The organism is Kitasatospora sp. NPDC057904 (assembly GCF_042887925.1).
Lineage (GTDB): Bacteria > Actinomycetota > Actinomycetes > Streptomycetales > Streptomycetaceae > Kitasatospora.
This window is the reverse complement of record NZ_JBHVOL010000001.1, coordinates 109,697-127,175: the sequence shown is the minus strand read 5'-3', so window position 1 is coordinate 127,175 and position 17,479 is coordinate 109,697. Positions and strand designations below refer to the sequence as shown.

Here is a 17,479-nt window from a genome sequence, read left to right as displayed (position 1 = left end):
AGCCGCGGCTAACGGTCCAGGACCGACAGCAGCACGTCCACCAGCCGCTCGGCCGCGTCCGGGCGGCCGTGCTCACGGGCCCGTCGCGCGATCTCGGCGCGGCGGGCCGGGTCGGTGAGCAGCGGGACGATCATGTCCTGGAGGGCGCCGGAGGTGGCGGGGCCGATCAGCGCGACGGCCGCCCCGGAGTCGGCGAGGTGCCGCGCGTTGTGCTCCTGCTCGTTCCCGGCGCTGGTGGCCAGCGGGATGAAGACGGCGGCCTTGCCGAGCGCGGTCAGCTCGGCGAGCGTCCCGGCACCGCTGCGGGAGACCACCACATCGGCGAGCGCGAGGACGTCCGGGAGCTCCGGGCCGACGAAGCCGGTGACCAGGTACCGGGCGCGGATGTGCTCCGGCAGTGCGGCGACCCGCGCCCGCAGCCCGGCCTCGTGGGCGGGCCCGCACTGGTGGACGACGTTGGCGTGGCCGAGCAGCCACGGCAGGATGTCGCTGACCAACTGGTTGATCTGCTGCGAGCCCTGAGCACCACCGGTGACGTACACGGTGGGCGCCTCGCGGTCGAAGCCCCACAGACCGAGGGCCTGCACGGCCTTGCCGGCCTGGCCGGTCAGCACCTCGGGGCGTACGGGGTTCCCGGTGACCACGGCGTTGGGCCGGGCGGCGTCGGGGAGGAACGGCAGCGTGGACCCGGAGGAGACCGCGACGCGGGTGGCCATGCGGGCCAGCGCCCGGTTGCCCAGGCCGAGCCGGACGGTCTGCTCGTGGACGACCAGCGGCCGGTGGCACATCCGGGCGGCCAGCCCGACCGGCACCGCGACGTAGCCGCCGGTGCCGAGCACCACGTCCGGGTCGAACCCGGCGACCGCGGTGCGGGCCTGGGCGACACCGAGGGGGACGCGGCCCATGTCCTTGACGTTGGCCGGCGAGATCAGCTTGAGGGGGTTGGAGCTGCGCCGGATCTTCCCGGTGGCGACCGTCCTGAACGGGATGCCCTCGGACCCGGCGACACGGGCTTCGAGACCGGCGGCGGTGCCGATCCACAGCACGTCCAGGGCGCCGCCGGCCGCGGCGAGCCGCGAACGCAGGGTGCGGACGGCGGTGAGGGCCGGGTAGGTGTGCCCGCCGGTCCCGCCCCCCGTGACGATCAGCCGGAGGGGGCGGCCGAGGCGGGAGACGAGAGCAGTGGTGTCGGGGGTCACGGCTGGAACATACCAGCTCCCGAAGGGGCTTCTGGCAGCGGAAGCTGACGAAGCGTCGGCAGTGGGCCACTTGTCGCTCCGATGCGGCCCACCTCGGCCGGTGAAGCCCCTGTTAGCCTGATCGGCATGATCATGAGGAGGGCCGGGCAGCGGGCGCAGGGCGGGTTGGGCTCCGGTCCGGAGCGGGCTCTGATCGCCGCGAGTTTCGTCAACAGGGTGGGCAACGGTCTCTTCAACACCGCTGCTGTCCTCTACTTCACGTTCGTGGTGCACCTGCCCGCCGCACAGGTGGGGGCCGGCCTGACGATCGCCGGCCTCTGCGGCCTGGCGGCCGGCATACCGGCGGGGAACCTCGCCGACCGGTACGGGCCGCGCGCGATCTGGCTGACGAGCCTCGCGCTGCAGGCCGCAACGATGGCGGCGTTCGTCTTCATCGACAGCTGGCTCGCGTTCACGCTCGTCGCCACGCTGGACCGGCTGGCCGCCACGGCGGGCGGCGCCGCGGGCGGTGCGCTCATCGCGCGGGTCGGCGGTGAACGTCCGGCCGCCTTCCGGGCCAGACTCCGGACCTTCGTCAACCTCGGTGTCGTCGTCGGCACCCTGGGTGCGGCCTTCGCGATCCAGGTCGACACGCGCTCCGCCTACACCGGCCTCATCCTCGCCAACGCCGCCAGCTTCGCCTGCGCCGGACTGATCGCGTTCCTGGGCGTCCCGAACTACCGGCCCCTGCCGCGGCCCGAGGAACACCGCCGGTGGTCCGTCCTGACCGACCGCCCGTACGTGTCCTTCGTGGCGATCTACAGCGCCATGGGCCTGCAGTACCAGACCGTCTCCCTGCTCCTGCCGATCTGGCTCAGCGCCCACACCGACGCACCGCGCTGGACGGTGGCCGCGGTCTACGCGATCAACAGCGGCGTCTGCGTGCTGTTCCAGAGCCGGCTCGGCTCGAAGGTGGAGACCCCGCGGCAGGGCGGCCGCGCCTTCCGGCTCGCCGGGCTCCTGTTCCTCGTGAGCTGTCCGCTGATGGCGCTGACGGCCGACGTCCCCGCCTGGGTGGCTCCGGCGCTCGCCGGGCTGGCCGTGTGCATCCACAGCATCGGAGAGGTGTGGGAGTCGTCGGGCGGCTACGCGCTCGGTTTCGGCCTCGCGCCCGACCACGCCCAGGGCCAGTACCAGGGCCTCCTCGGCATCGGCTTCGACGCGGGCCAGGCGCTCGCCCCCGTGGTCCTGACCGGAGCCGTCCTCGCGCTCGGACACCCGGGATGGCTGCTGCTCGGCCTGTTCTTCGCGGCCGTGGGCGCGGCGGGACCGCCGGTGGCCGCGTGGACGGAGCGGACCCGGCCCGGTGAGCCGGGCGACGGTGCCCTCGGCCCGGTCGATCAGGAACCGATCGATCTGGAATCGAGAAGCCGCGCGGAGGCCCGCGACGTAGCGTGAACACGTCGCCGGGAGATCCGGCACCCGGTGGTCAACAGCCGGGCAACGTCATCAGGAGGACCCATGTCGTACGCCGTCGACTTCAAGAACGTGTCCACCGTCGGCCTGGAGTCGTCGCCGGTGGCGGAGGCGCTCGCCGGGCTGCGGGCCAACGAGGCGCGGTACTTCAAGAACAAGTACGACCACGAGTTCACCGTCCTGCCCGCCGACGAGGCGCCGGACGTGCTCGGCCTGGTGAACCGCATCCTGTCCGAGGAGCGCGACATCGTCATCGGCTCCCGGCCGCTGGAGGTGACCTCCTTCGAGGTGAGCGGTATCCGGATGATGTACGTGTTCTACGAGTCCGGCCTGTCGATCAACGTGATGTACGGGATCGAGGACGGCGGGAAGCGCGCGGTGGGGTTCAAGCTGTCGGAGGGCATGGACGTCCCCGAGGAGCTCGCGTCGAAGTTCAAGTTCGCGCGCCAGAAGTCGAAGCTGGCCGGCGAGATCCGCGGCTCCTTCTTCGTGATCAAGGGCGAGTACTGAGCCTCCACCGGTGCTCCGGGGCCCGCTGCTCGCCGCGGTGACCGTCTCCTGCTACCGCCGCCGGCACCGCCGGCCGGGTGACCCCGCGGTGTTCCGTACGGGCGGGGCCTGACGGGGCGTCGGACAATTCGGATACGATCCGCCCTCCACGGAATGGACCGTATCCCCATGACCCGCCCCTCCAGACGCCTCTGGGGCGTCCTCCTGGCCCTGCTCACGAGCCTCCTGACGCTGTGCGCCCAGCCGCAACTCGCGGGCGTCGCCCCCGTCGCCGCCGTCTCCGGTGTCCACCGGCAGGCGGACACGATCCAGCTCAATCCGGCGGCCCAGCAGGTGGTGGTCGGCCAGACCGCCACCGTCACGGCCGTCGTCACCGCGGCCGGCAGCCCCCAGACCGGGGTTTCGGTGAGCTTCCAGGTGACCGGTGGCCCGAACAGCGGACGAACCGGTACCGCGACGACCGACGGCAACGGCAACGCCGTCTTCATGTACTCCGGCACCGTGGCCGGTACCGACAGGGTGCAGGCCACCGTCGGCACCGACACCTCGAACCCGGCCTCGATCGAGTGGGACACGACGCAGGTGGGCCTCAATCCGGGCACTCAGTCCCTGGTGGTGGGGTCGACGGCCACGGTGAAGGCGACCGTCGGCCTGCAGGGCAACCCGGTGTCCGGTGTGACCGTGACCTTCTCCCTCGCCGGGCCCAACGGGCCGGCCTCGATGCAGGCGACGACCGACGCCACCGGTTCGGCCACGTTCACCTACACCGGCGCCGTCGCCGGCACCGACACCGTGCAGGCCTCGATCACCGACCCGGTGGGGCACACCCAGACCTCGAACCCGGCCACGGTGCAGTGGAGCACGCTGGTGGTCACGCTCGCCCCGGGCGACCAGAGCGTGACCCTCGGCGGCACGGCGAGCGTCAAGGCCACCGTCACCCTCAACGGGAACTTCCAGTCGAACGTCCCCGTCTCGTTCACCGCCACCGGGGTCAGCGGCACGGTGACCGGCTCGGGCGTCACCGACATCAACGGCGGCGCCACCTTCGCCTACAGCGACACCGGCACGACGGCCGGCCACGACTCGGTCCAGGCCTCCGTCCAGGACCCGGCCAACCGCACCCAGACCTCCAACCCGGTCGGCGTCGAGTGGACCGCCCCGGCTCCGGAGCCGGTGGTGTTCCTGGCACCGATCACCCAGTCGGTGGAGGTGGGCGGCACCGCGACCGTCGACGCGACCGTCACCCTGAACGGAGCGCCGGTCGCCAACGGCTCGATCACCTTCCTGGTGAACGGCTCGCCCTTCGGGCCCTCGACGACCACGGACGCGAACGGCCACGCCACGTTCACCTACACCAGCAACACGGTGGGCCCGGACGCCGTCACCGCCACCGTCCCGGGCTCCTCGAACAACCTGGTCACCTCCAACCGCGTCACCGTGCGCTGGACCGCGGTGCCGGTGGTGGCGCTGGTCCCGGCCTCCCAGTCCCACGTGGTGGGCCAGTCGGCGGGCCTCACCGCCACCGTCACCGTGAGCGGCGCGGCGGTGCCGAACACGACGGTCACGTTCCTGGTCACCTCGGGGCCGAACGCGGGCGTCACCGCGTCGGTCGTGACGGACGCCTCGGGCAACGCGCCGTTCTCCTACACCGGGACCGGGGCCGGCACGGACGCCGTTCAGGCCGCGGTGGTGGACCCGGTGAACCACACCGACTACTCCAATGTCGTCCAGGTCGTCTGGGCCGCCGACCAGGGGATCACCGCGACCGGCACCACGCTGAACGAGCGGCGCCACAGGTCCTTCACCGCGGGCGTCGCCACCTTCACCGATCCGGACGCCGGCGCCACGGCCGCCGAGTACACGGCGACCATCGACTGGGGTGACGGGACGACCGGCACCGGCACCGTCACCGGCGGCACCGGCGGCCCCTTCACCGTGACCGGCACCCACACCTACCGCAGCCGCCGGACCTTCACCGTGACGGTGACCATCACGGACCGGGACAACGGCGCCGACACCGCGAGGGCGACCACGACGATCCACGTTCGCTGACGGGTCCTTCGGGTCTCTCTGGTCCTTCAGGTCTCTCGGTTCCTTCAACCGGCCAGGAAGGACGACACCTCGGCGAACGACACGGCCGTGTCGGGCTGGAGGCGCGTGGTCTCCCCGCGGAAATTGCGCACCTCCAGCCAGCTCTGCGGCGATGCCCCCGGCAGGACGTCCATGAGCTTCCGCACGTCGGCCGGCCGGTAGACCATGAACTTCTTCGCCGGTCGGTAGTACGACGGATGGATGTCGAAGCGCAGGTCAACGGCCGGGTACGGCGACCGTCCCCAGTCGGCGTAGGGCAGTGAGGCGTGACCGTGGATGCGGGCGTCGACCAGCACCTCCGGGTCGTCGTCCCCGATCTCGCAGTCGAAGACGGGGACGGCGGTCGCCACTCGCGAGGCCGCCCCCGGGGTGGCGGCACAGGCCCGGCCCAGTGCCGGCGAGCAGAACAGTGCGGTGTCGAACGACCCGACCGGGCCCGGCAGCGGCACCTTGTGGTGGGACCGGCCGTCGAAGGCGAGGTCACGCCGGGGGGAGAGGAACTCCAGGAACGCCGCGACGGTCTCGTCCCGGTGGCCGGCCGCGCGCACCGCGAAGCGGACCGCACTGCGTCCCTGGTCGCGCAGGACGTAGTACTCGTAGAAGCCCATGGGGTGGTCGGGTGAGCGCTCGCAGCGGTAGACGTCGTCGAAGCCGTCGACCGGTACGTACCGGACTTCCGGGGCGTACGGCCCGACAGCCCTGGCGAGGACGTCCAGCACCGGTGTCCCGGCCTCGGCCTCCGCCGGGTCGTGGGGCGGGTCCACCTCGGCGAAGCCCTTGCGGAGACGGTCGTTGACCTTGCGCGCGGCGTGGCGCCGCGCCTGCTCCTCGTCGTCGAGCGTCATCGTGCTCGCCTTGCCCGGGGTGCGGTCGGATCCCCACCTGAGGAAGCAGCGGATCCCCTCCCGGCGGATCTCCCAGTAGTCGAGCGCGCCCGCCTCTTGCCGCTCGAACCGCCGCCATGTGGTCATCCGGCTTCCTCCACGTCCCACGGCCCGACGCCGTCGGCGCTGTCGAGTGCGGGCTCAACCGGACGGTGTGCCGGGGACCACAGGCCGAACCACTGCTCGGCGCCGTACTCCTCGAAGCGGGCCGCCTCGCTGAACCCCAGCTTCGTGGCGACGCGCAGCGAGGCGGCGTGGGCGGTCCGGGTGCAGAGCACCACCGGCTCCCCGGGGAGCGCGTCGGCGAACCAGTCGAGTGCGGCCGCGCACGCCTCGGCGGCGTATCCACGTCCCCACGCCCGCGGCAGGAACATGTAGCCGAGCTCGGCCTCGCCGCCTTCCGGGCGGACGTGGCCCGGGCGGTCCGCGTCGCGCGGATCGAGCGTGATCATGCCGATCATCGCTCCGTCGAGCTCGACCACGAAGAAGCCCAAGCGCCGCCCCGGCACCTCGGGCACCGCACGCTCCAGTTCGTCACGCGGCCGGGCACCACCGACGTAGGTGCCCACCTCCGGCGAGGCGAAGAGTTCGATGACCGCCGCGCGGTCCCGGGCCTCGGACGCGCGGAGCACGAGGCGCTCGGTCCTGATCGGGGCGGGCGGCCAGGCGACGGGGGCAGGATCGGTCATGGCGGGCAACCTATCGCAGGCCGTCCGCCGAGCAGGAGTTCCACATGATGGTGGACCAGGCGCGATGTGTCGGTGCCGTCCGTCATGCTCTCACCGTGACGACCCTGAACGACGGCGCCCAGCGCCACGGCCGCCCGGCCCGGCCCGACCTGTCCGATGCGCTCGCGGTGATCCGGGACACCGACTGGGCCGCCCTCCAGCACGCCTACGGGCCCGCGGGGGACACGCCCGCGCGCCTGTTGCAGCTCCTCGACCCGGAGCCCGAGACCCAGGCCGAGGCCCTGGGGATGCTCGACATGTCGGTGCTCCACCAGGGGTCCCTCTACAGCTCGACCGCACCGGCCGCGCTGTTCGTCGCCGCGATCCTCGCGGATCCCCGCACGACGGCCCGGCACGAGAGCCACTTCTCCTGGGACGAGCGCAGCCGCCCGCTGCGCGCCGCGCTCGTCGAGTGGCTGGGCCAGGTCGCGGAGTCGGCGGGCTGGGGGGAGTTCGCGGAGGACGACGAACCGGACGCGGAAGCAGACGAAGCAGACGAAGCAGATGAAGCAGACGAAGAAGACGAAGAAGATGCGGAGGACCGGGCAGCAACTGCGGCCTGTCGTGCGATCCGGCCCACGCTGTACGCGGCGGTCGTTCCCCACCTCACCGCCCCGGACCCGGCCGTTCGTGAGGCCGCCCTCGGCGCCGCCGGGCACCTCCTGAACGCCCCCGAACTCGCCGACCGCGTACCGGAGGCAGCGCAGCACCTCCGCCGGATCCTCGCGGACAGCGCCGACCGCCGCGAGCGCGCGGCCGCCGTCCTGACGCTCGGCGCCTGGCACCAGGACACCGCCGAGCTGCTCGACGACGCCGATCCCGCCGTCCGCGCCTGCGCTGCGCTCGCCCCCGTGGCGGCCGCCGACCCCCGTGCCACCCGGGTGCTCCTGGCCGCACTCGAGGACCCGAAGGCCGCCGACGGCTGGTTCCCCGAGCCGCTGCCGCAGTTCGACGGCTGGTTCCGCTTCACGCTGCTGGCCGCGGCGATCGACCGGGTCGACGATTTCGCCGAGCTGCTCCCGGCGGCGCTGGCGCTGGTCCCGCTCGCCGACGACTTCACGGTGGAACGGGACTGGGGCCCGCTGCTCGTGAAGGCCCTGCCGGACGGATTCCCCGCCGACGCCGAACCGACCGCCGCCCAGCGTGCGTTCCTGCGGGCCGTCGCCGCCAACGACGGCTGCTGGGGCACCATCGGCAACAAGATCATCTGGCTCCGCAGGGTCGGGCTGCCGGAGGACCGCGCCGAGTTCCGGCGGTTGGTGGGCTGACGGCGGTCCCGAAGGTGTGTCAGTAGGGGATGGTAGGAAGGGGGAATGATCAGCAGTGCGGAGGTCGGGGCCGTCGCCCGGAACCTGGCGGACGCGGGCAGCGACCTGCGGTGGAGCGGCGAGGGCCTGCGCGAACTCGCCGGCCGGCTCGGCTGGGAGTGGGCGGACGGGTCGGACGGCCGGGTCCGCCTCGTGACCGCGCTGCCGGGCGGTGACGCGGCGCTCGTGCCGGTCGACGCGCGGGCGCGCCCGTGGGCCCGGTCCCAGGAGTACCTGGAGCTGGTGGTCCCGGTCAGCCGTCCGGCCGCTGAAGTGCACGCGCAGGTCGAGGAGTTCCGACGGGTCGCCGATGCACTCCGCCGGGAGCTCGGGAACGCGACCTACATCGGCGGCAACGGCCGGAACAGCCCGACCGGTCATCGGCTCGCCCCCTCCTGGGGCAGGCCGTTCCTCCGGTGGCGCAGGGGGGCGACGAGCCTCGAACTCCGCGCGGGCGAAGCCGGGCCCGAACTCGTCCTGCAGGCGAGCGCCGTGTGGGAGTCCTGGTACCAGCAGGGCGGCGACGGATACGTCGGGGTCCTCCAGGGCGCCGGACTCGAACTGGACCACCCCCGCCGGGAGTACGCGGGCGAGTGGGACGAACTGGCCCTCGGCGGATTCCTGCAGATGCTGCCCGCCGAGGTCAGGGCCACCGGCCTGGCGCAGAGCATGCCCCTGTACGGGTGCTCGATCGGCGACGGCCCCCTGCTCTTCGCCATCGACTGCAGGGCCGGCCGCCTGCTCATCGGGTACACCGAAGCCGGTGTCGCCGAGGCCGCCCGAGGGGAGCGGGCCGCCACCCTCGGGTGGACCCCGATCGAGGAGACGCTCCCGTCCGACCACCCGCTGCGCCCGCAGTTCGGGTGCACGCCGTGGCTGATCGACGCCGGCGGCCCGGGCGGGGTCGACGGTGCCGTGGCGGACGTGATCGTGCGTACCGCCCGTGCGGCCGGCGTCGCGTCCGCCTCCGGACTCCGCATCGGAGGCGAGGCGGAGCACGTCGTCATCGAGGGCACGACGGGGCACACGCGGTACCGCATCGGGTTTCCGGGGCTCCGCATGCGTACCTGCTGACGGGGGCGGGCACGACGAAGCTCCAGGCCGTCAGCAGCTTCCGCCCGCTCGGACCGGGACCAGGCCGACGACGTAGGCGTCGACCGCGTCGGTGACGCAGGCGTTGCCGCGGCCGTAAGCGGTGTGCCCGGGGCCCCGGTAGGTCAGGAGCATGCCGCCGGGCAGCTGGGCAGCTGGGCGGCGAGGGCCTGGGCCTCCTCGTACGTCGTGGCCGGGTCGCCGGTGGTGCCGACCACGAGGACGGGCGGCAGTCCGGCGGGGGTGGCGCGGTGGGGCTTGAGCGGGCCTGCGGGCCAGGTGTGGCAGGTGAGGGTGGAGAGGACGCTGCCGGCGCCGAACACGCCCGCCTCCCGGTGGGCGCGGTCGAGCAGGTCCCAGTACGCCTGCGGGTCCGCGGGGTAGGGGGTGTCGAGGCAGTTGACGGCGGTGAGGGCGGCGTCGGAGTTGTCGGGCGCCTGCTCGCCGCCGGTCTCCGGGCCGTCGTCGTGGTGGCCGGGGTCCGGCTCGGCGAGGGCGATCAGCTTCGCGGCGTTGCCGCGCCGGGCGGCGCCGAGGGCCTCGGACAGCGGCTGCCACTGGGACTCCGGCGAGTACATCGACGTGGTGATGGCGGTGTGCAGGGTGTTCTGGTCGAGGCGCCGCCCCGGGCCCGTGGCCGGCCCGGAGCCGCGGGCGGTCGTCTCGTACAGGTCGGTGATCAGGGCACGGATGCCGTCGGGCGTGCCGGCGGGGCAGGCCTGGCCGACGACCGCCGCGCAGCGGTCGGCGTAGTCGTCGACGGCCCGCTGGAAGCCCTTCGCCTGGCGCAGGGCCAGCCCGGCCCAGTCGAGCGACGGGTCGACGGCGCCGTTCGTGACAACGACGGCGACCTGTTGATGTCGGCGCTGAAAGAAGCCGCCACGGCGGGTGAACACGCCAACCAGGTGGGGCGCCGGATCATCGCCGTCGGAAAGGAAGGCGGTCTCTGACGAGCCTGGACGTCCTTGCGTCACGCGGTGATCCTCCAGGATCCTCCAGCCGTCGCCACGGGCCCCGGCGTGACGTGCACGCCGGGGCCCGCCAGGGTGCTGCCGTCGGCGGCCAGCGGAGCCGATGGGGTGGTCGATCGTCCGCTGAGCGTGAACGCGGCGGCATGTCGGGTCGGTGAGCGCGCGCGGGCTGGTGTCCTTGGCGGGCGGATTCGGCGCGGTGCCGGACGGCGCTTTCGGGACAGGAGACCACGGTGATCGTGCGCATCATGGGCGAGGGGCAAGTGCGGCTGGTCGACTCCCACTTCGCCGAGCTGAACGCGCTCGACGACGAGTTGCTCGCGGAGATGGAGAGCGGCGACGAGGAGGGCTTCCGGCGGACCCTGGGGGCGCTCCTGGATGCGGTGCGCCGCCTCGGCACCGCGTTGCCCGACGACGCTCTGGAGCCCTCCGAGCTGATCCTGCCGCCCCCGGACGCCTCCCTTGAGGAGGTCCGCGAGATGCTCGGCGACGAGGGCCTCATCCCGGGCTGACCGGCCGGGGGCGCCGGTGGCCGGCGTCCCCGGCCGGTGAGCCTACGCCGCCGGCTCGGCCTCGATCTCGATCACCTGCGCGGGACCCGCCCGGAACGCCGGGCCGGCGGCGTCCGCGGCCACCATGTGCGGGGTGGCGTCGTGCGCGGCCAACGCCTCGCGCGATGCCCAGAGTTCGGTGAGGACGAACCGGTCCGGATCGCCGACGACCCGGTGCAGGTCGTACTGCAGGCACCCCTCTTCGGCCCGCACGAGCGGCGCGAGGCGTTCGTAGGCGTCGAGCTGCTCCTGGCCGCGGCCCGGGAGGGTGGTGATGTGGACGTGGAGGCGTACGGACTGTGGCATGTGAGTGAGCGTAGATCGGTGAGGCCCGCCGGGGAACCGGTATCTCACCTGGCAGACGTGCCTGTACCTACTGGTATGTACAATCGTGGGCGGATGGATCGGTCCCGCGGCCGTGGCCCCATGGTGCGCGGTCGGTCGATGGGGAGGAACCCGCTATGCCGTTCGTTCGGATCGACGCCCTTCGGGCCGACGGTGCCCGACTGGACGCGCTCGGCCGCGCGGTGCACGAGGCCCTGATGGAGACGATCGGCATTCCGCCGGACGACCTGTTCCAGGTCCTGGTCGGCCACGACGGCATCAACAGCACACTGCGGTACGGGAATTACCTCGGCGTGCGGCGTGACGAGGGCATCGTCTACATCGCGATCACCCTGCGCGCCGGTCGGACTCCCGACCAGAAGCGCGCCCTGTACCGGCGGATCGCGGAACTCGCGGAGCAGTACGCGGGCACCGAGCCCCGGAACGTGTTCGTCACCCTGGCCGAGAACGCGTCCATCGATTGGTCGCTCGGCGACGGGCTGGCGCAGTACGCCCCGTCGTCGAGCGGGTGAGGCCCGGCCGGGGGGCTCCATTGAATGTTCATGTGACATGGCCGCATCGTGCCCGGCTGTGGCAGGCCATGTCATCCGCGGAGTGTGGCTGATACGCTGCGAGAATGACCACCCACGACGAGGCGACCGCAGTGCGGGCGGGCGAGCAGGACGGCCTCTGGCTCAGTCCGGCCGAGCTGGACTCCTGGCTGTCGGTGGTGCGGCTGATGACGCGGCTGCCCTGGGCCATCGACGCCCAGCTGCAGCGCGACGCCGATCTGAGCATGGTCGAGTACATGACGCTGGCGATGCTGTCCGAGGCCCCCGAGTGGACCTTGCGCATGAGCGTCCTCGCCGAGAACACCAGCACGTCGCTGTCCCGGCTCTCACACCTGGTCAAGCGACTGGAGGGCCGCGGCTACGTCCGCCGGGAGGCGGATCCGGCGGACGGGCGCTTCACCAACGCCATCCTGCTGCCCGCCGGCATGGCCAAGCTCGAAACGGCCGCACCCGCGCACGTGGCCTTCGTCCGCCGCCTCGTCGTGGACAACCTCTCCGGCGAGCGCCTGCGCCGGCTCGGGCAGGACGCCGAGCGCATCCTGCAGCGCATCGACTCGCCTGCTCGTTGACGATTCAAGTCGCCTGTGGGGCGCAGAGCGAACAAGTGTCCTGAAAATTCCCGCCTTCCAGCCTCTTGCGCTCGGCGATGACTTGAAGGTTAAAGTGAATGTGTACCGCAAGCCACCGCAGGGATCGGAAGGGTCGAGATGTCCCACGACAACGAGAAGATCATCCGCGCCGCCTACCAGGTCGCCGAGGAGCAGGACGTCGCCGGCTGGGTCGCGGCCTTCACGGAGGACGGCACCTTCACCGACATGTCCATCCCGTTCACGTACCGCGGTGCCGAGGAGCTCGGAAAGACGGTCGAGGTGTACGCCAAGGCCTTCCCCGACATGCACCGCGAGCTGGAGCGGTTCTACGTCACCGGCGACATCGTGATCGTGCAGCTGCGCCTGCAGGGCACCCACCTCGGGCCGCTGGAGACGCCCGCCGGGACGGTTCCGCCCACCGGCAAGCGGATGGACGCGCCGTGCTGCGACGTGTTCGAGCTGGTCGACGGCAGGATCAAGCGCTTCGACTGCTACGCGGAGGGCTCCGTCATCGCCCGCCAGCTCGGCCTCGGCTGAGCCCGTTCGGGGGAACATAGGCGGGTTCGTCCTTGTTGTCACTTGAGCCTTCAAGTTCACAGGCTCAGGGTTTGACTTGAAGGCTCAAGTGAAGTAGGAGGGCTCATCATGACCACCGCCACGCCGACGCCGGGCCGCTACGCCATCGACGTCCCCCGCTCCGAGATCACCTTCACCACCAAGCACCTGTTCGGACTGGGCACGGTCCGCGGCAGCTTCCGGCTCCGCGGCGGCACCGTCTCGCTGGCCGAGCCGCTCACCGCGAGCCGGGTGGACGCCGTCGCCGACGCGGGCAGCTTCGACACCGGCAACAAGAACCGCGACCGCCAGGTCCTGTCCAAGGCCCTGCTGGACACCGCCACCTACCCGGACATCCGCTTCACCGCCACCGGGGCCGAACTGGACCAAACCGGTGTCTGGGCCCTGCGGGGCGAGCTGACCGCGCACGGCACCGGCGCGCCCGTCACCTTCACCGTGACCAGCGCCGACGTCGACGGCGACGAGATCGCCGTGGAGGCCACCGCGACCGTCGACCGCTATGCCCACGGCGTCACCGGGCTCAAGGGCGTGGCCGGGCGCCGCCTCCGGCTGACCGCGACCGTCCGGGCCCGCCTGACGGACGCGAACCACACCGACGGAAGCCCCGCCTAGCCCCGCCCCGCCCCGCCTAGCCTCGCCTCGCCCGGCCTGGCCCGGCCGAGCCGTACGCAAGGAGTGAACGTCATGACCACGCTCAAGATCGCCGTGATCCTCGGCAGCACCCGCCCCGGCCGCAACGGGAAGGCCGTCGCCGACTGGGTCGTCGACCGGGCCGGCGCCCGGACCGGCGCCGAGTACGGGCTCGTCGACCTCGCCGACTGGCCGCTGCCGTTCATGGACGAGCCGATGCCGCCGGCCATGGGCCGGTACCAGGGCGAGCACACCAAGGCGTGGGCGGCCAAGGTCGCGGAGTTCGACGGCTACGTCTTCGTCACCCCCGAGTACAACCACTCCCTCCCAGGCGTGCTGAAGAACGCCATCGACTTCGCCTACGCCGAATGGAACAACAAGGCGGCCGCCATCGTCTCGTACGGCACCGTCGGTGGCATCCGGGCCGCCGAGCACCTGCGCACCGTCGCCAGCGCGGTCCAACTCGCCCATGTGAACCAGCAGCTGGCCTTCTCGCTGTTCACCGACTTCGAGGACCTCTCGCTCTTCAAGCCCGGCGCGCACCACGACGCCGCGGCCACCAAGCTGTTCGAAGAGCTGGAGTCCTGGGCGACGGCCATGCGGACCGTCCGAAACTGACAGCCGAGTCCGCACGTCCGGACAGGGGAGACGTCATGCCCGAACACACCTCGACCGTCGCGGCCGCCGGCTCGTACGCCCTCGGCCCCCGGCGGGTGCACCGCATCGGATACGGCGCGATGCAGCTGGCCGGCGACAACGTCTTCGGCCCGCTCCGCGACCGCGACGAGGCGGTACGCGTGCTGCGGGCCGCGGTTGCCGGCGGCGTCGACCGCCACCGCCCAGTGGTGCCCCTTGCCGGCGTCGATGCCGACCCATATCCGATCGTGAGACGCACTCAAGCCCGTCGCTCCGTATCCATCGTGACCAGCACCTCGTGGTCCGTGGACCACTCCGCCGACAGGTCCCTGACCAGCGATGACCGCAGTTCTCAATCAGTGGTCGGAGCGTCCCGAAGGACCGCGCGGCCATTCCTTCGCAGCCACGGACGGCAACCGACCATCAGCCACACCCGGTCCTCCCGGACCGCCTCACATTCTTAGGGACGGACCATGACCCGCACCGTCGCCGACCTCATGTGGCGCAACCTCCTCGCCGTCTTCAACGAGCCGGACCCCGTCCGCCGCGCCGCGGCCATCGCCGGGACCTACGCCGAGGACGTGGTCTGGCACGAGCCCGACCGCGTCGTCCGCGGGCGTGCGGCCCTCGCGCAGCGCGCGGCCGAGCTGCGGGAGGAGACGCCGGACTGGGTCTTCGAACCGGACGGTCCCGTCTCCGTGAACGACGACCTCGGCCACCTCGGGTTCCGCTTCGGTCCGGCCGGCCGGCCGCCCGTCGTGACCGGGATGGACATCGCCCACTGCAAGGACGGCGTGATCGTCGAGCTCTACACGTTCGTCGACGGCGCCGGTCCGGAGAGCCCCTGACTCATCCGGACTGGCCACCCGTCCCCGCGCCGGGTTCACGGTCGGCGGCCGGGTCGGCGTCGCGCAGGCTGTTGTCCGGCTCATGGCGTGGAGGGGCGGGTCTCGGTCCAGTCCACCATCAGGCGGCGCTCGGCGAAGAGCCACGTGCCGTCCTGCTTGACGAACTCGTCCAGGTAGCGGATCGACGCGACCATGATCGTGCGTTCGGCGTCCGTCCCGAACGAAACGTGGTGGGCCAGGCAGTAGCTCTCGCCGGAACCGCGTCGGCCGTCGGCATCGAGGGACACGGTGCTCTGGCCGTTGAAGTGGGTGGTCGCCCGGTAGGTGTTGAGGTTGTCGAAGACCGGGGCGAGGGACTCCCGGCCGTGCAGCTCCTGGGTCGGCTCGGCCGCGGTGGCGTCCATGAAGACCAGGAAGCGGCAGTCCTCCGTGAACAGGGCCAGCTGGCCCTTCGCGTCCCGGCGGTCCGCGCAGCGCGCGTAGGCGTCGACCAGTTCGCGGATGGCGAGCCGGTCGGCGGCCTCCCCGGGCGGGACCGCGGCGTGGGGCGACATGGCGACTCCCCTCGTAAACTAGACGCGCTGGTGCGGCACTTCGCCGACTACGCCCTCGCGTTCCTGGCGCGCGCGGGCGACAGCGCTCCCCCGGACGTCAGCCGGCCGGTGGTGGCGCAGTTCCTGGCGCATGGCTTCGCGGGGGCGATCCGGGCGTGGCTCGCCGACGCGTCGGTCTCCAAGCAGGACCTGGTCGACGCGGCGGTGGCCTGTGCCCCGGCGTGGTGGGCGGGGGCCGCGGAGCGGTAGGAGGCACGGCCCCGGCCGGTGCTCCGTCGGAGGCGTCGGGCATGATCTGCGGTCGGATCGTGAGAGTGGGAGGCAGGCCGTGAGTGCCACGGGTGTGTGGGTCGTCGGCACGGTGGACGACGAGCAGGTGCGGGAACTGCTGCTCGCCGCCGTCCGGAGCTCGCCGCCACCCCCGCCGTCGGCGCCCGCCGGTGTGACGACCGAGCTGGCGTGGTGGCGGGGGCTGGCGGGGGAGTCCCTGTTCACCCGGCGGACCGCCGGCGCCGGGGGGTGGGCGGCCACGGAGGACGCCCTCCGGCTCTACCGGTTCTTCGACAGCTGCCTGGACGACTCCGACGCCGTCGAGGCCCTGCGCGATGCCGTCATGGAGCAGTTCCCGGCGAACGAGGGCGAGGGCCTGTTCGCGGCCACGGCCCGGAAGGCCAACCCCTTCTGGGCCCTCGCCTACGCACTCGGCGCCGAGGCGACGCTCCGACTCCCCGGCTGGTTCGGCGACTTCCTGCTCGACTCCGCCCAGGTGCGGGCCTGCCTGCCCCGCGCCGAGGAAGCCCTGGCCCTGACCGGCCCCCGGCGCCGGGACGTCATCGAACGGATCCACGCCTGGCTGGACGGCCTGGGAGACGATCCCGCCCACGACGCCGACACCCTCCTCGACGGCCCGCTGCGCGTGCTGCGCCATGCCGCCCGGACGGGGCAGGGCATCGCCGGGCAGACCCGTTGGTACTGAGGGACCTGCGCCCACAGGGGGACGAGGAGCCGGACTCCCAGGCCGCTGAGGCTCAGAACATCGCGCCGTTGGCGCGCACCGTCTGGCCGGACACCCAGCCCGCCTCGTCGCCGACCAGCCAGCCCACCACCGGGGCTATGTCGTCGGGCCGGCCGAGCCGGCCGCGCGGGCTGTGGTCGGCGGCGGCCGCCATCGACTCCGGGGTCTCGGCGGCCCGATAGAAGGACGTGTCCACCGGACCGGGGGCCACCGCGTTGACCGTGATGCCGCGCGCGCCCAACTCCTTGGCCGCCGCCAGGACCATGCGCTCGACGGCGGCCTTGCTGCCCGAGTAGAGCCCGTACGGTCCGGTCATCACCGAGGTCAGCGTGGTGGAGAGGACCACGTACCGGCCGTTGTCCGCGAGCGTGCGCGCCGCCGCCCGCAGGCTGTAGAACGCGCTGCGGGTGTTCAGGTCGATCACCCGGTCGAACTCCTCGTCGGTGATCTCGGCCAGCGGCTTCTTGAGGACCATGCCGGGCAGGTGCACCACGATGTCGAGCCGCCCGTGCCGCTCCACCACCCCGGCGAACAGCGCGGTGACGTCCGCGGACACGGCGGCGTCGGAGCGCACCGCCTCCGCGGTGACGTCGTGCTTGCGCAGAGCTGCGACGGTCTGCTCGGCGGCCTGCGCGTCGTTGGCGTAGCTGATCACGACGGTCGCGCCGCGCGCCGCCAGCACCTCGGCGCAGGCCGCGCCCTGGTTCCGGCTGCCGCCCACCACGATCGCGACCTTGCCCGTGAGATCGCGAACTCTTGTTTCGGACATGACTGTTCTCCTTGATCCACCCGTGGAGTACAACTGATGGATCATCATATTGCGCTCGTGTCAGGGGCGGGCCCGGTCGCCGATGACGAAGGGGGGCTCCCGGGCCGCGGCCCGGGAGCCCCCTCGCAGGGCGGTGCGGGTCGGCGGCAAGGGTGAGTCCGATCAAGGGGCCGTACG

Annotated in this window: 22 protein-coding genes; 14 read left to right on the top strand and 8 right to left on the bottom strand. The window is 72.4% G+C overall.

Going from position 1 to position 17,479, the window contains the following annotated elements; genetic code table 11:
* Window positions 1-8: 8 nt before the first annotated feature.
* Window positions 9-1,199, bottom strand: coding sequence for a glycosyltransferase (locus tag ACFVSN_RS00640; protein WP_387593915.1), 1,191 nt, complete (start codon window positions 1,197-1,199; stop codon window positions 9-11).
* A gap of 126 nt (window positions 1,200-1,325) precedes the next feature.
* On the opposite strand from ACFVSN_RS00640, the gene ACFVSN_RS00635 reads away from it, so the two are divergent.
* From ACFVSN_RS00635 to ACFVSN_RS00625, 3 genes are all read left to right on the top strand, one after another.
* Window positions 1,326-2,636: an MFS transporter gene (locus ACFVSN_RS00635; RefSeq protein ID WP_387593913.1), complete on the top strand. Its 1,311-nt coding sequence runs from the start codon at window positions 1,326-1,328 to the stop codon at window positions 2,634-2,636.
* A gap of 63 nt (window positions 2,637-2,699) precedes the next feature.
* Window positions 2,700-3,164, top strand: coding sequence for a phage tail protein (locus tag ACFVSN_RS00630; RefSeq protein ID WP_380493364.1), 465 nt, complete (start codon window positions 2,700-2,702; stop codon window positions 3,162-3,164).
* Between the two features lie 168 nt (window positions 3,165-3,332).
* Complete coding sequence (locus ACFVSN_RS00625; protein WP_387593911.1) at window positions 3,333-5,216, top strand: Ig-like domain-containing protein; 1,884 nt, start codon at window positions 3,333-3,335, stop codon at window positions 5,214-5,216.
* Between the two features lie 44 nt (window positions 5,217-5,260).
* Here ACFVSN_RS00625 and ACFVSN_RS00620 read toward each other — a convergent pair whose 3' ends face one another.
* Window positions 5,261-6,226: a WGR domain-containing protein gene (locus ACFVSN_RS00620; protein WP_387593909.1), complete on the bottom strand. Its 966-nt coding sequence runs from the start codon at window positions 6,224-6,226 to the stop codon at window positions 5,261-5,263.
* The gene (locus tag ACFVSN_RS00615) at window positions 6,223-6,828 is read right to left on the bottom strand and encodes a GNAT family N-acetyltransferase (protein ID WP_387593907.1); all 606 of its coding nucleotides are present in this window, start codon (window positions 6,826-6,828) and stop codon (window positions 6,223-6,225) included. Before ACFVSN_RS00615 ends, ACFVSN_RS00620 begins: the two co-directional genes overlap by 4 nt.
* 95 nt (window positions 6,829-6,923) lie before the next feature.
* Here ACFVSN_RS00615 and ACFVSN_RS00610 point away from each other — a divergent pair, with 95 nt between their 5' ends.
* Entirely contained in the window at window positions 6,924-8,135 is a 1,212-nt protein-coding gene (locus tag ACFVSN_RS00610; protein ID WP_387593905.1) for a HEAT repeat domain-containing protein, read from the top strand.
* A 45-nt stretch (window positions 8,136-8,180) separates the two neighbouring features.
* A complete protein-coding gene (locus ACFVSN_RS00605) occupies window positions 8,181-9,248 on the top strand; it encodes a hypothetical protein (protein WP_387593904.1) in 1,068 nt (355 codons plus the stop codon).
* Window positions 9,249-9,278: 30 nt separating this feature from the next.
* Here the strand turns inward: ACFVSN_RS00605 and ACFVSN_RS00600 are convergent, their stop codons facing one another.
* Both ACFVSN_RS00600 and ACFVSN_RS00595 read right to left on the bottom strand, forming a co-directional pair.
* On the bottom strand, window positions 9,279-9,401 hold the full coding sequence (locus ACFVSN_RS00600) for an alpha/beta hydrolase (RefSeq protein WP_387593902.1): 123 nt from the start codon (window positions 9,399-9,401) through the stop codon (window positions 9,279-9,281).
* Window positions 9,392-10,162 carry an alpha/beta hydrolase gene (locus tag ACFVSN_RS00595; RefSeq protein ID WP_387593900.1) on the bottom strand — a complete coding sequence of 257 codons (771 nt, stop codon included), beginning with the start codon at window positions 10,160-10,162 and terminating at the stop codon, window positions 9,392-9,394. Before ACFVSN_RS00595 ends, ACFVSN_RS00600 begins: the two co-directional genes overlap by 10 nt.
* 308 nt (window positions 10,163-10,470) lie before the next feature.
* Here ACFVSN_RS00595 and ACFVSN_RS00590 point away from each other — a divergent pair, with 308 nt between their 5' ends.
* Complete coding sequence (locus ACFVSN_RS00590; RefSeq protein WP_387593898.1) at window positions 10,471-10,749, top strand: hypothetical protein; 279 nt, start codon at window positions 10,471-10,473, stop codon at window positions 10,747-10,749.
* A 42-nt stretch (window positions 10,750-10,791) separates the two neighbouring features.
* On the opposite strand, the gene ACFVSN_RS00585 is transcribed toward ACFVSN_RS00590, so the two are convergent.
* Entirely contained in the window at window positions 10,792-11,094 is a 303-nt protein-coding gene (locus ACFVSN_RS00585) for a putative quinol monooxygenase (RefSeq protein ID WP_380438609.1), read from the bottom strand.
* A gap of 155 nt (window positions 11,095-11,249) precedes the next feature.
* Between ACFVSN_RS00585 and ACFVSN_RS00580 the strand changes: the two genes are divergently transcribed.
* The 6 genes from ACFVSN_RS00580 (at window position 11,250) to ACFVSN_RS00555 (ending at window position 14,964) form a co-directional block, all read left to right on the top strand.
* Window positions 11,250-11,645: a tautomerase family protein gene (locus ACFVSN_RS00580; RefSeq protein WP_380493340.1), complete on the top strand. Its 396-nt coding sequence runs from the start codon at window positions 11,250-11,252 to the stop codon at window positions 11,643-11,645.
* Window positions 11,646-11,749: 104 nt separating this feature from the next.
* Window positions 11,750-12,253 (top strand): MarR family winged helix-turn-helix transcriptional regulator, encoded by a 504-nt coding sequence (locus ACFVSN_RS00575; protein WP_380493338.1) that lies wholly within the window; start codon window positions 11,750-11,752, stop codon window positions 12,251-12,253.
* Window positions 12,254-12,391: 138 nt separating this feature from the next.
* On the top strand, window positions 12,392-12,811 hold the full coding sequence (locus tag ACFVSN_RS00570) for a nuclear transport factor 2 family protein (RefSeq protein ID WP_380493336.1): 420 nt from the start codon (window positions 12,392-12,394) through the stop codon (window positions 12,809-12,811).
* Between the two features lie 108 nt (window positions 12,812-12,919).
* Window positions 12,920-13,462, top strand: coding sequence for a YceI family protein (locus ACFVSN_RS00565; RefSeq protein ID WP_387593895.1), 543 nt, complete (start codon window positions 12,920-12,922; stop codon window positions 13,460-13,462).
* Between the two features lie 72 nt (window positions 13,463-13,534).
* Window positions 13,535-14,098, top strand: a complete 564-nt coding sequence (locus ACFVSN_RS00560) for an NADPH-dependent FMN reductase (RefSeq protein ID WP_387593893.1) — start codon at window positions 13,535-13,537, stop codon at window positions 14,096-14,098.
* Window positions 14,099-14,589: 491 nt separating this feature from the next.
* Window positions 14,590-14,964, top strand: coding sequence for a nuclear transport factor 2 family protein (locus ACFVSN_RS00555; RefSeq protein WP_387593891.1), 375 nt, complete (start codon window positions 14,590-14,592; stop codon window positions 14,962-14,964).
* 80 nt (window positions 14,965-15,044) lie between these two features.
* Here the strand turns inward: ACFVSN_RS00555 and ACFVSN_RS00550 are convergent, their stop codons facing one another.
* On the bottom strand, window positions 15,045-15,518 hold the full coding sequence (locus ACFVSN_RS00550; RefSeq protein ID WP_387593889.1) for a nuclear transport factor 2 family protein: 474 nt from the start codon (window positions 15,516-15,518) through the stop codon (window positions 15,045-15,047).
* 30 nt (window positions 15,519-15,548) lie between these two features.
* Between ACFVSN_RS00550 and ACFVSN_RS00545 the strand changes: the two genes are divergently transcribed.
* Together ACFVSN_RS00545 and ACFVSN_RS00540 are read left to right on the top strand one after the other, a co-directional pair.
* The gene (locus ACFVSN_RS00545; RefSeq protein ID WP_387593887.1) at window positions 15,549-15,767 is read left to right on the top strand and encodes a hypothetical protein; all 219 of its coding nucleotides are present in this window, start codon (window positions 15,549-15,551) and stop codon (window positions 15,765-15,767) included.
* Between the two features lie 79 nt (window positions 15,768-15,846).
* Window positions 15,847-16,494 (top strand): hypothetical protein, encoded by a 648-nt coding sequence (locus ACFVSN_RS00540; protein ID WP_387593885.1) that lies wholly within the window; start codon window positions 15,847-15,849, stop codon window positions 16,492-16,494.
* A gap of 52 nt (window positions 16,495-16,546) precedes the next feature.
* On the opposite strand, the gene ACFVSN_RS00535 is transcribed toward ACFVSN_RS00540, so the two are convergent.
* Window positions 16,547-17,302, bottom strand: a complete 756-nt coding sequence (locus tag ACFVSN_RS00535; protein WP_387593884.1) for an SDR family oxidoreductase — start codon at window positions 17,300-17,302, stop codon at window positions 16,547-16,549.
* Between the last annotated feature and the right edge of the window lie 177 nt (window positions 17,303-17,479).